Annotated in this window: 11 protein-coding genes; 5 read left to right on the top strand and 6 right to left on the bottom strand. The window is 45.2% G+C overall.

Features of this window, described 5'->3' with window-relative positions:
• Positions 1–11 precede the first annotated feature (11 nt).
• The 5 genes from atpF to NFI81_RS13275 all read right to left on the bottom strand — a co-directional run bounded on the left by atpF (position 12) and on the right by NFI81_RS13275 (position 2,704).
• A complete protein-coding gene (gene atpF / locus NFI81_RS13295) occupies positions 12–506 on the bottom strand; it encodes a F0F1 ATP synthase subunit B (protein WP_234611962.1) in 495 nt (164 codons plus the stop codon).
• A gap of 141 nt (positions 507–647) precedes the next feature.
• Positions 648–911 carry an ATP synthase F0 subunit C gene (atpE, locus tag NFI81_RS13290; RefSeq protein WP_233852235.1) on the bottom strand — a complete coding sequence of 88 codons (264 nt, stop codon included), beginning with the start codon at positions 909–911 and terminating at the stop codon, positions 648–650.
• 44 nt (positions 912–955) lie between these two features.
• On the bottom strand, positions 956–2,050 hold the full coding sequence (atpB, locus tag NFI81_RS13285; protein ID WP_234611963.1) for a F0F1 ATP synthase subunit A: 1,095 nt from the start codon (positions 2,048–2,050) through the stop codon (positions 956–958).
• A gap of 24 nt (positions 2,051–2,074) precedes the next feature.
• Complete coding sequence (locus NFI81_RS13280; protein ID WP_234611964.1) at positions 2,075–2,434, bottom strand: hypothetical protein; 360 nt, start codon at positions 2,432–2,434, stop codon at positions 2,075–2,077.
• 21 nt (positions 2,435–2,455) lie between these two features.
• Entirely contained in the window at positions 2,456–2,704 is a 249-nt protein-coding gene (locus NFI81_RS13275; RefSeq protein WP_234611965.1) for an AtpZ/AtpI family protein, read from the bottom strand.
• 92 nt (positions 2,705–2,796) lie between these two features.
• Between NFI81_RS13275 and porW the strand changes: the two genes are divergently transcribed.
• The 4 genes from porW to uvrC are packed head-to-tail and all read left to right on the top strand — an operon-like array spanning position 2,797 to position 10,375.
• Positions 2,797–5,040: a type IX secretion system periplasmic lipoprotein PorW/SprE gene (gene porW, locus NFI81_RS13270; protein ID WP_234611966.1), complete on the top strand. Its 2,244-nt coding sequence runs from the start codon at positions 2,797–2,799 to the stop codon at positions 5,038–5,040.
• Positions 5,041–5,091: 51 nt separating this feature from the next.
• Positions 5,092–7,389, top strand: coding sequence for a transglycosylase domain-containing protein (locus tag NFI81_RS13265; RefSeq protein WP_234611967.1), 2,298 nt, complete (start codon positions 5,092–5,094; stop codon positions 7,387–7,389).
• Between the two features lie 10 nt (positions 7,390–7,399).
• A complete protein-coding gene (locus NFI81_RS13260) occupies positions 7,400–8,533 on the top strand; it encodes a glycerate kinase (RefSeq protein WP_234611968.1) in 1,134 nt (377 codons plus the stop codon).
• A gap of 27 nt (positions 8,534–8,560) precedes the next feature.
• Complete coding sequence (uvrC, locus tag NFI81_RS13255; protein ID WP_234611969.1) at positions 8,561–10,375, top strand: excinuclease ABC subunit UvrC; 1,815 nt, start codon at positions 8,561–8,563, stop codon at positions 10,373–10,375.
• Here uvrC and NFI81_RS13250 read toward each other — a convergent pair.
• Positions 10,372–11,619, bottom strand: coding sequence for a BaiN/RdsA family NAD(P)/FAD-dependent oxidoreductase (locus NFI81_RS13250; RefSeq protein ID WP_252176008.1), 1,248 nt, complete (start codon positions 11,617–11,619; stop codon positions 10,372–10,374). The two genes, uvrC and NFI81_RS13250, sit on opposite strands and share 4 nt — an antisense overlap.
• A 92-nt stretch (positions 11,620–11,711) precedes the next feature.
• Between NFI81_RS13250 and NFI81_RS13245 the strand changes: the two genes are divergently transcribed.
• A complete protein-coding gene (locus NFI81_RS13245; protein ID WP_234611971.1) occupies positions 11,712–12,764 on the top strand; it encodes a saccharopine dehydrogenase family protein in 1,053 nt (350 codons plus the stop codon).
• Positions 12,765–12,772: the final 8 nt, after the last annotated feature.

The following is a 12,772-nucleotide window of genomic DNA, read 5'->3' as shown; positions in this document are numbered from 1 at the left end:
TTGTATACTTTTTAGTTAAGGCGAGCAGATGAAGCAAGTTCTGCGATCAATTGCTCCTGCGCAGCTTTGTCTTTCAACTCGCGGTGCAAAACTTTTTCAGCGATTTCCAGTGAAAGTGTTGCCACTTCCTTTCTGATCTTGGTAACAGCAACTTGTTGCTCATTACGGATTGCTTCACGCGCGCTTTCGATCATTTTCTGCGCTTCCACAGCTGCCTTGTCTTTTGATTCAAGGATCGTGCGATCTGCCGCGTCTTTTGCGTCGCGAAGGATCTGGTCACGAACTGCATTCGCTTCTGCGATGAGTTTTTCGTTGTCAGACTTTAACTGAATCATTTCAGCTCTTGTTCTTTCAGCAAGATCAAGCGCACCCTGGATTTCGTTTTCACGGTCTTTAAGTCCTTTTATGATTGGTTTCCAGGCGAATTTGGCCAAGATGAAAACAACCAGCAAGAATACCACAAGCATCCAGAAAATAAGACCTGGGTTTGGAGTAAGCAATGACATAGTATAATGAGTTTTGAGTGTAAGAACCGCTCTCTTTTATTTCTTAAAAATCGTGGAAGCCTAATGCTTCCACGAAGAATTTCATTGTTTACTTCTGATGCCTAATGCGAAAGAAGTAAGGACCGGAGTCCAATGTTTTTACTAAAGCTTGAACGAAATCAGCAGACAGATAACCGCTGCGAAAAGCGCAACCGCCTCGATAAGAGCCGCGATGATAAGCATAGCAGTCTGGATAGCACCAGCAGCTTCTGGCTGACGAGCGATACCTTCAACAGCACTTCCACCGATTCTACCGATACCAAGACCTGCACCGATTGCAGCTAGACCAGCGCCGATAGCAGCACCGAATACAGCAAGACCAGCACCACTCTGTTCCGTAGCTTGAAGCAAGATTTGAAGCAACATAATTGTGTTTGTTAAAATATATAATTAATAAAAAAGAGATTCAATCAATGTCCGTGATCCGCGTGGCTGTGCTCTTCAATGGCACTTCCAATGTACATGGACGACAAAAGAGTAAAGATAAAAGCCTGAATAAACGCCACCATGATCTCGATAAAGTTCAGGAACAAAGCGAAAAGAGAGATAACCGGAGCGATTACAATGCTTTGGAAAATGAAGATCAGACCAAAAAGGCTCAGCAAGATAATGTGTCCTGCTGTCATGTTGGCGAATAACCGGACCATTAATGAGAAAGGCTTCATAAACACACCCACAATCTCCACTGGAATCATTATGAGCAACAAAGGAATCGGAACGCCGTCTGGCTTCACAAGGTGTTTGTAATAGTTGCCATTTGCATTCAAGTGTACCACAATGAATGTCAGGACCGCAAGTGTCATCGTTACTGCAATGTTACCAGTTACGTTGGCCGATCCCGGAAGCAATCCCAGAATGTTGTTCACCAGGATAAAGAAGAACAATGTAAGCAGGTAAGGCAGGTATTTTTCGTATTTGGGGCCAATGTTAGGCTTAACAACGTCATCGCGGATGAAGAGAATAATTACCTCCATTGCAGACTGAAATCCTTTTGGCGCTTTTCCTTTATTATTTTTATAAAAACCTGCGATGCTTGTAAAGATAAGGATCAAAATAACCGCGCTTAACAGCATTGACGCAACGTTTTTGGTTATCGAGAAATCGTAAACAACGCGGGACTCGTCAACAGGGACAATCGTCTCTGCATCACCGTGAACCAGGTGATAACCGTTGTATTCGTGGTGCTCGTTGTGGAAGTTCGAAGATGAGAAAACTTCAATTCCGCGGTCTGCTGAATAAAGGATAACAGGAAGCGGAAGCACTACACCATGCGTAATTTCCCACTCGTGCGAGTCGGCAATGTGGTGCATGATCATCTGGCCTATATTGAACTTCTCCTCTGACTCTTCAAGATTATGTTCAATTTTATGCTCGGCCTGATTAATGCCTTCAACCACCTTTTCAGCTTCGTGCTGTGTAGGTTCGTCTGCCCTTGCAGGAACATTCAAAATGCAGGTTGCCGCAACCAGGGCAGTAGTAAAAAACAGTCTCAAATGGGTGTACATAAAGGCTTGAAATGCTATGCTTTGTCAATTGCGGCGCAAGTTACGATACAAACCATATATTTCAAAGCATGTATAAAATAAATAGAGTGCAAAAAAGTTGGTAATAAATAGGAATGAATCACTTAGCCCTTTGAACAAAAATAACGCTATGAAAATCAGGCTGAGAATGATCCTGCCAACGATGACAGCAATGTAAAATGTGACGAATTTTTCACGATTGTTTCGAAACCCGATCTCCATGAGCCGGTGAGCAAAGAATGAGAGCCCGAAAAAGAACACCAGAATGTACCATATATAAGGATGCAAAAAGCGGTCGAAATGAAAATATTGAGCAAGGAAAAATGCAATTCCGATAATGATAGTAGCAGCAACTGTTCGTAACATGCGAGGCGCTTTAAGTGCAATCTATTTTTTTGTGAAACCTTTGATCAACATATATAATGAACCCGCAATGGAGAGCAGCGAGAGCACTAATGTCCAGACCGGCACTTTATTTTGCTGCCATTCATCCAGCTTGTAGCCGCCGTAAGTGAAAATGAGAATTGTGCCGAGCATTTGAGTGGCCATGCCGGAATATTTCAGAAATCCGGACGATTGTTTTTGCAATGCCCTTTTTCGCTCATCCTTCCCTGCGCCATCATTGTTTGTTTCCATGTATCCGCCCGATAATATTGAGGTAAAATTGCTTCAAATTTTACAAATGCGCTTATCTTCGATACGTAATTATTTAAATTACCGTTTTAGTTTTGCTTATAAGAAGACAAAAAGACATCCCTAACTTCATATTTGTGACCAACCGTTTTGCCCTCTACATCTGCCGGACAGTGCTTTCATTGACCTTGATTGGTTTGTTGGCGGCCTGTTCACAGTTCAGTACTAAACCTGCTGCAATCGGTTTTCACAATCTTTCTGCGCATTATAATGCCTATTTCATTGCGGAGCAGAGTCTTGCAGAGGCGGAGTTTCAGATGGGTAAGGCCTACAAGGAAAACTATAATGAACTGCTGCCTATCCTGCTTCCCATGGATTCTGTGCTGTCGCTGCCAGTGAAACCGCAATTGCAGGACGCCATCAAAAAATCATCCATCGTTGCCGAAAAACATCAGAATAGCAAGTGGATGGACAACAGCTATATTGTCCTGGGCAAATCAAGATTGTATCTGGGCGAATGGGCTGACGGGCTTGAAGCGTTGCGTTATGTGTACGCAAACGGCCGGGATGAAAGTGACAAAAACAACGCATTGATATTGCTAATGCGCGCTTATATCATTAGAAAGGACTATTCCAATGCATTAGGCGTGGCAGAATATCTGAGCCAGCAGCCATTAAATAAGGCCTCAACCCGCGATTTTTATCTTACCAAAGCCTATTTGCACCAGCAGAACGGGGAATATCTGACTTCGGTCGCTATCCTGGAAGAAACATTTCCATTGCTTAAAAAATCAACCGAAACTGCGCGCGTTCACTTCGCAGCTGCGCAAATGTATGACCGGTTGGGCCAGTATGCGTTGGCAAACAAACATTACAGGAGTGTGAGCAAAAATCGTCCCGGCTATGATCTGGGATTTTACTCCTCCATGAACTCGCTGCAAAACGAAGTCGTGCTGAATCCGAAAAAGGATCTGGATGACGTTGGTTTTGACAGAATGCTGCGCGATCGCAAGAATGCCGACCTGAATGACAAAATTTATTTCACAATGGGTTTGCTGGCCGAACACAGGAAGCAGATTCCGCAGGCAATAGATTATTTGCAAAAGGCAGTTGCAGCTTCCAAAGGCACTAACATGGAGCAAAAAGCATATAGTTATCTGCAACTGGCACGGATCAATTATGAGTCTTTGGAGAAATTTGAGGTTTCAAAAGCATATTACGACAGCGCGCTCACCATTCTGCCACAGCAAGCGCCGGAATATAAGCTGGTTTCGGAAAGAAAAAGAGCTCTCGATGAATTTGTTAAACATTACTCTGTTGCAAACACCGAAGACAGTTTGCAGAAGCTGGCGCAAATGAATCCTGCCGCGCTGGATAACAAGATTGATGCGATTATTGAAGCGCAGGAAAACGCCAGGAAAGAAGCAGAGGCCAAAGAAAGAAAAGCAATGCTTGCTGCCCAGAATACGAATGTTCAGAGTGTACAAAATCCTTTGATCAACGGAGGAGAACGCAGATGGGAGCTTTATGACCCGGCGCTTATTAATCAGGGAAAGACTGAATTTAAGAGAGCCTGGGGAAACAGGCCGCTGGAAGATGATTGGCGGCGAAGCAGCCGGCAAATGCGCTCACTGGCGGGGAATGACCGCAATGCGCCTGACTCACTCGCAACGCAGACAGAGGCAGTTGCTGATAATAGCATGAAAAAAGGATCCCCCGAATGGGATGCATTACACAGTTCTTTGAAACAAAATATCCCCCTGACAGATGGGCAGATGGCAGATTCGCAGAAACGTAAGGAGGACGCGCTATATAACCTGGGCAAAATATACAGGTTTGATTTACAGGAATCCCAACGTTCGATCAGCACATTTGAACGTGTTTTAGCGGATTATCCCAAAACGCAATATAAGGAAGAGATTTACTATCTGCTATATCTTACCTATGAGGCTGAGAATGAAAAGACTACGTGGAAAAATAGATTGTTTACAGAATATCCTACTTCCACCTATGCAAGGCTCGTTGGGAAATCGACCGACAGCAATGCGGCCGGTTCTGGAAATCCGGTGAAAGAATATGAGGCCGCTTATGCACTTTACTCTAATGGTGATTATGCGAAAGCCCTTGAAGACATTGAACAAAACCTTCCGGCCTATAAAGGCCACATTATGGAAGATAAATTTGCACTTTTACGCGTGTTCCTGATCGGTAAAGTGCGCGGTAAAGACGCTTATACACAAGCCATTACCGAGTTTATGAGATTATATCCTTCCAGTATTTACCTTCCCAGACTTAAAGAGATGCAGGAGCTGAATTCCCTTTCTATGGGAAAGAGATAGTCTGCTGAAATTGTATATTTGTCTGTTTACAATTAATTAACTACGTTTTTTATGATTGAATTCCAACCCGGAAAGTATCGCCGCACCATAATCCGTCTCTGGCGGTTTATTGGAATTGGTCTGGGTCTCTTTATATTTTACATTGTTGCCGTAAGCTTCAATTTTTTCTGGCTTTTCGGTGGAATGCCCGATTTGAAAACATTGGAAAACCCTAAAAGCGAATTAGCCTCCGAACTGATCAGCGAGGATGGTAAATCACTGGGTAAATATTTCTTCGAAAACAGGACGCAGATCGATATTTCGCAGATCTCTCCGAATCTGATCGATGCTTTGGTCGCCACGGAAGATGCGCGTTTTGTGAACCACTCAGGAATTGATCCGAGGAGTTTGTTACGGGTTTTCAAAGGCGTGGTTTCGGGAAATTCGAGCTCAGGAGGAGGAAGTACGCTGACGCAGCAAGTTGCCAAAAACCTTTTCAACACGCGTTCAGAAGAATTTGAAGGCCTGTTAGGGAAAATTCCTTTGGTAAGGATCGTGATCGCAAAAACCAAAGAATGGGTGCTGTCTGTAATTCTTGAAAGAAAGTACACCAAGCAGGAGATCATGCAAATGTATCTCAACACGGTTTCTTTCGGTAATAACACATACGGGATAAAGGTTGCTGCCAAGACATATTTTGACAAAGAGGCATGGGATCTGAATGTTACAGAAGCTGCATTGCTTGTGGGTATGCTACAAAATCCAACGCTTTTTAACCCATTACGCTTCCCCACCAATGCCCTCAATCGCAGAAACACGGTTTTGGCGCAGATGACGAAATACGATTACATTCCACGAGAGGACTTTGAACGATACAAAGAGAAGCCACTTGGCATTGATTTCACAGTGGAAGGCCATAATACAGGATTAGCGCCCTATTTCAGAGAATCCATGCGCGGCTATCTTAAAAGCTGGGTGAAGATGTACAATGAGGAGCATGATATGAATTATGATCTGTATACCAGCGGATTGCGCATTTACACGACCATTGATTCCAGAATGCAGCGTTACCAGGAAGAAGCGCTTACTGAGCACATGAAAGAGCAGCAAAGGCTCTTTGACGAACACTGGAAAGGCCGTAACCCCTGGTCATTCGATAACGGAAAGGAAATTCCTGGTTTCCTGACAACAGCTGCAAAAAGATCACCACATTTCATCTCCTTAAAGCGTGACCTGGGTGAAGAGGAAGCATGGAAAGTGATGCGGAAGCCGTATAAAATGAAGGTTTTCAGCTGGAATGGTGAGAAAGAAGTAATGATGAGCCCAATCGATTCTATTGCCTATTATAAGCGTTTTCTACGGGCTGGGATGATGTCCATGGATCCGCGAAACGGCCATGTAAAGGCTTGGGTAGGCGGAATAAATTTCAAGTATTTCAAATACGATCATGTGAAGCAGGGATCGCGTCAGCCCGGTTCAACATTTAAGCCATTTGTGTACGTATCGGCGCTGGATAAGAACTTTTTGACCCCTTGCGACCATGTTACCGATGCGCCCATCTATTTTGGCCCCTCTGATGGTGTTCCCGGCGGCTGGTCTCCCAAAAACTCCAACAACAAATATTCCTACCAATCATTATCACTGCGGCAGGCATTGGGAAAATCAGTAAATACGGTGAGTGCTTATCTGATTAAAATGGTGAAAGCCAAAACGGTTGCCGAGTATGCCCATAAGTTGGGTATTACCAGCAAGTTGCAGGAAGTGCCGTCTCTATGTCTGGGCATCAGCGATGTATCCGTGTTTGAAATGGTTGGTGCTTACAGCGCATTTGCCAATGGCGGACACAGAACCGAGCCAATGACAATTTTGCGGATTGAAGACAGATATGGCAATGTTCTCCAAGAATTTTTCCAACAGCAAAATCAGGAAATCAGTGAGAATATGGCTTATAATATGCTGTATCTGATGCGTGGTGCGGTGGAAGATCCGGGTGGAACAGCAGGAAGACTAAGACAATATGGTGTGACAGAAGGAAATGAAATTGCCGCTAAAACCGGAACAACCTCCAATTATTCAGATGGCTGGTTTATGGGCATGACGCAGCATTTGGTTTCAGGGATCTGGGTAGGAGGAGAGGATCGGAGCATTCACTTCCGGACCATTGCATTAGGCCAGGGCGGACGCATTGCGATGCCAGCTTGGGGAACATTCATGCAGAAAGTCTACAAAGATCCAACCTTGGTTCAATACAGAAAAGAACCCTTCAAAAAACCGGAAAACTATGTACGGGACTGCGGTGGCGTGTCTTCCGATAGCACAGACACTTACGTTCCCCCTTCCCGCTCGGACGATGAAGGCGTGTTGTTTTAATTAGCACATTTTGAACATCCTCGTTGCTCCCGACAAATTTCGTGGCTCTCTGGAAGCTCTGGACGTCTGCCAGGCGGTCAGGGAAGGAATTTTACTGGCATTTCCAGAAGCAAATGTAACCACGATCCCGCTAGCAGATGGCGGTGAAGGAACAGCTAAAATTCTCACCCGGCAGGCGCAGGGAAATTCGATTGCGGTTAAAGTAAATGATCCGCTCGGAAGGATAATTACAGCATCCTACGGGCTGTCTGCTGACGGGCAGACTGCTTTTATAGAAATGGCAGCTGCGTCTGGTTTGGCCTTGTTATCGACAGAAGAGCGTAATCCGCTCCTAACAAGCACTTTCGGAACCGGCCAGTTGATTAAAGACGCCCTGGACAAAGGGGTCAAGGACATTATCCTGGGCATAGGAGGCAGCGCCACGACAGACGGCGGAATCGGAATGGCAATGGCGCTGGGTTATCGTTTTTATAATGAAAATAAAGAGCTGTTACCGCCAAAAGGCGAAACACTGAACAAGATCAGTCGCATTGATAGTGAGGAAAGCGATGGCCGTTTAGCATCTGTTTCCATAACAGTCGCCTGCGACGTCACGAATCCTTTGTTCGGGCCAAATGGGGCTGCATATATTTACGGCCCACAAAAAGGGGCTGATCCTGCTATGGTTGAAGTTCTGGATGAAGGATTGCAAAATCTCAGTGCGATTGCATCAGCAGCCTTTGGAAGGGACATCACCAATCAACCGGGAGCCGGGGCGGCAGGTGGATTGGGCGCAGGATGTCTTTGGTTTTTAAATGCAGTATTGAAAGATGGCGTCAGCATTGTAATCGAGCAGACGCGCATTGCCGAACGCATTCAAAACGCAGATCTGGTGATTACCGGCGAAGGGAAAGTGGACGAGCAGACATTATCCGGAAAAGTTGTGAAAGGCCTAGCCGACTTTTGTAATATAAATAATGTCCCGCTGGCCGTTGTTTGCGGCACGTTGCAGATCACGCCTCAGCAAGTTCGTGATGCTGGCATAACTTATGCAGTTTCCGTTTTGAACCGGCCTATGGATTTAGACCATGCCCAGGCAGAAGCTTTTGGATTGGTTAAGGACGCAACTTTTCATCTTGTGCGGTTGTTTTTTTCAAATAGATAATGGCACAGCCTGTCAAGAAATTATTCAATGTCTGAATTCAATTATAAAGAAGAACTTTCAAAAATTCCGCTCGATCCTGGTGTATATCGCTATTTTGATGAAACCGGGGAAGTTATATATGTGGGTAAGGCCAAAAGCCTTCGAAGCAGGGTTTCCAGTTATTTTCTAAAATCCAATCAACACGACCGTAAGACCAAGCGGCTGGTAAGCCAGATCCGACGCATTGAATACACGATCGTGCATAGTGAATGGGACGCGCTTCTGCTTGAAAATCAGCTTATCAAGCAATTACAGCCCAAGTTTAACATTCTGCTCAAAGACGATAAAACCTATCCTTTTATATGTGTGACGCAGGAGCGCTTCCCGCGTGTGTATGTGACGCGCAACCTGGATAGGACCAAGGGGACATTTTACGGGCCATTTGCGAGTTTGCGGACGATGCATACGCTGCTGGATATGTTTAAATCGCTCTATACAATTCGTTCTTGCCAGTTGCCGCTTTCGCAGTCCAACATTGAGGCGGGCAAATTCAAAGTTTGTCTGGAATATCACATTGGCAACTGCAAAGGCCCTTGCGAAGGATTGCAGGATGAGGCCGAGTACAATGCAGAAATCGAGCAGGTCCATCACATTCTGAAAGGTAATCTCTCGCTGCCACAGCAATATTTTAAAGAGAAAATGCTGCATGCTGCGGAGCAAATGGAATTTGAAAAAGCGCATTCCTGGAAAACCAAAATCGAAAGCCTATCCAATTTTCAAAGTAAAGCCACCGTCACAAATCCTAAAATCGGGAACGTCGATGTGCTGACCATTGTGTCGGACGAGGAAGCCGCTTATCTCAATTTTATGAAAATAAAAGAGGGATATATGGTTGCTACACAGACCGTTGAAGTGAAGAAGAAGCTCGACGAAAGTGATGCCGAAATCCTTGCGTTAATGATCGTTGAGATGCGTTCGAAGTTTGGAGCAGAGGCCAAGGAACTCCTTTCGAACATTAAACCTGATCTCGAAATGCGCCTTGAAATTACTGTTCCGCAAATCGGCGATAAGAAAAAGCTGCTCGATATGTCCATGAAGAATGTGATGTATTTCCGCCGCGATAAAGCGGAGCGCAGGGAAGTGGAGGCATCGGCAACTTCATCTAAAAAGGATCGCATTTTGATCCGATTAAAGAGCGATTTGCAATTAAAAACACTTCCGCGGCACATCGAATGTTTTGATAACTCCAACATTCAAGGCACGAATCCGGTGGCGGCGATGGTGTGTTTCAAAGAAGGAAAGCCGTCTAAAAAGGATTATAGGCATTTTAATATCAAAACCGTTATCGGCCCCAATGACTTCGCATCCATGAATGAGGTTGTTGGCCGGCGCTACCTGAGGGTGATAGCGGAGGAGCAGCCGCTTCCCGACCTGATTGTAGTTGATGGTGGAAAAGGGCAGTTAGGAGCCGCCTGTGATGCATTAAAGAGTCTGGGAATTTACGGACAAGTTCCAATCATCGGCATTGCGAAGAGGTTAGAAGAAATATATTTCCCCGAAGATTCCCTTCCGCTTTACATTGATAAAAAGTCCGAATCCTTGAAGCTCATTCAGCAGATCCGCGATGAAGCGCATAGGTTTGGGATCACCTTTCACCGGGATAAAAGAAGCAAAGCAAGCCTTATTAGTGAATTAGACGGTGTGGATGGCGTAGGTAGGGTGACAGCGACGAAACTATTGAAATTCTTCGGGTCCGTTCGTAACATTCGCGAAAGTTCGTTGGAACAGCTGGCTGGACTGGTTGGTTTGGACCGGGCGAAAAAGGTGCGTGCTTATTTCGATGCGATGGCCGATAATGCCTAGTAATTAGCCATATTTTTCCCGGCAATGTAACCGGTCGTCCACGCATTTTGAAAGTTGAATCCGCCGGTAATGCCGTCAATATCAAGCACTTCACCTGAAAAGTAAAGGCCGGGAACAGACTTGCTCTCTAATGTTTCGTGATTAATGTCAGTCAGCGAAATACCGCCGCAAGTCACAAATTCTTCCTTGAATGTGGTCTTGCCTTTCACCTCAAACTGACTGTTTGTCAGTAATTCGGTCAGTCGGTTCAATGCTTTGTGGGTTGCATCCGACCAGCGCAATTCTTCTGTGATTTCTGCTTTGGACACAAAAGCCTTCCACAAACGAGCGGGAATGCCCAGGCGAGCGTGCGAAGCAATTTGTTGTTTGGGCGTTTTGGTTTTTTCACCCATTAAGAACTCCCTAACCTGCTGTTCATTCATCTGCGGCAACCAATTGATCTTGCAAATGAAATGATATTCCTTTTCCGCCAGATCCCGCGCACCCCAGGCCGAAAGTTTTAGAACGGCTGGTCCGCTAAAACCCCAATGCGTGATCAATAATGGTCCCTGCCATTCATGCTTCGTCCCCGAAATCTTCACAAGTGCATCCTGAACGGAAACCCCGGCAAGCGACAATAAATAATTTTCAGGCGTATTAAATGTAAAAAGCGATGGAAGCGGGTGAATGATCGTGTGGTTATGCATTTGAAGCCAATCGAATCCACTGGCTTTGGGATAACCGCCTGTTGCAATCAGTAATTTGTCTGCATACATCTTTTCGTCTTCGTCGAGCTGGATCGAAAAGCCTTTCTGAACACCATTTGTAACCTCGGTAAATGACCTGACCGATGTGCCTGTCTTAATCTGAATGTTCAGATTGCGCGCCGTCCTGACCATGCATTCAATGATCGTTTGGGACGAATCGGTAACCGGAAACATCCTGCCGTCGGGCTCAGTCTTTAATTTAACCCCTTTATTCTCAAACCAGCTGACCGTCGACTTCGCGTCGAAATGATGCAGTAATTTGCGCAGCAGCTTTTCGCCTCTTGGATAATTTTTTATAAAAAAACGCAGATCTGACGGGTTATGCGTCACATTGCACCGGCCCCCGCCCGAAACCCGGACTTTGTTCAAAACCGTCTTATTCTTCTCTAAAATTACAATTTTCGCGTCCGGATTCTGCTCTGCGGCCGTTATAGCAGCCATAAATCCGGAAGCTCCGCCACCCACGATAACAATCTGCATATCACTTTTATTCATCATACAAAAATGACATGTAAGTTTTAAAAACTGCAATTTCTTTTCATATCTTTCTCGACAGCTAAAATATTTACAACCCAGATATTTGCCTATACATGCAGAAAATCCTTGTTATCGGTCTTGGAAAAGTGGGGTCACTGGTTGGAACCCTTTTAAGCAAAAAATTCAGTGTTACCGGGGTTGATAAGACCCAACCCGCAGTTGCATTGCCTTTTCCGGTGCTTCCCGGGGACATTACCAACCCCGATTTTCTGGATCAGACACTTGCCGGATTTGACGCCGTCGTGTCCTGCATGCCTTATAACCTCAATTTACCCATTGCACAGAAAGCCTGCCAGAACGGGATACATTATTTTGACCTGACCGAAGATGTTGCGACCACAGCAGCTATTCGGGAAATGGCCAAAGAAAGCAGAAGCGTGCTAGCGCCTCAATGCGGCCTGGCACCCGGTTTTATCGGCATAGTAGGAATGGATCTTGCCAAACGGTTTACCAAATTACGTGATATCGAGCTGCGGGTAGGTGCTTTACCGCGTTATCCGAATGGTCTTATGGGCTATTCCTTCACCTGGTCGCCGGCGGGTGTTGTGAATGAGTATATCAATGATGCGGAAGTAATCCATAATGGCGTCAGAAAGATGGTGCCATCCTTGGAGGGCGTTGAAATGATCAACATTGAAGGGCAGGAATTTGAGGCTTTTATCACTTCCGGAGGGTTAGGCACAATGTGTGAAACGTTGGAAGGGAAGCTGGATACATTGAATTACAAAACAATCCGCTATCCTGGACATTGCAGTCTGATGCGTTTTATGCTCTATGAGCTTTGTTTAAAAGACAAGCGCGAGCTGATCGAGCAGATCCTTACCGAGGCAAAGCCACCTGTGCAGCAGGATGTGGTTTATGTGTATGCAGTGGTGGAAGGATGGAAAGAAAACCGATTGGAAAGGGAGGAGTTTTACAAAGCATATCATCCTATTGACATTGATGGACAACACTGGCGGGCCATTTCCTGGACCACTGCCGCTTCCATCGCGTCGGTTGTGGAGATGGTTGCAGATGGTGTTTTGCCTGATAAAGGATTTATTCGCCAGGAAGATATTCTGCTTAAAGACTTCCTGCAAACGCAGAATGGAGCTTTTTTCAATTAATGAGGAAC

Origin of the sequence: Dyadobacter fanqingshengii, from assembly GCF_023822005.2 — a bacterium.
Taxonomy (GTDB): Bacteria; Bacteroidota; Bacteroidia; order Cytophagales; family Spirosomataceae; genus Dyadobacter; species Dyadobacter fanqingshengii.
Note: the sequence above shows the minus strand (reverse complement) of the source record. Positions and strands in the feature narration are given on the sequence as shown.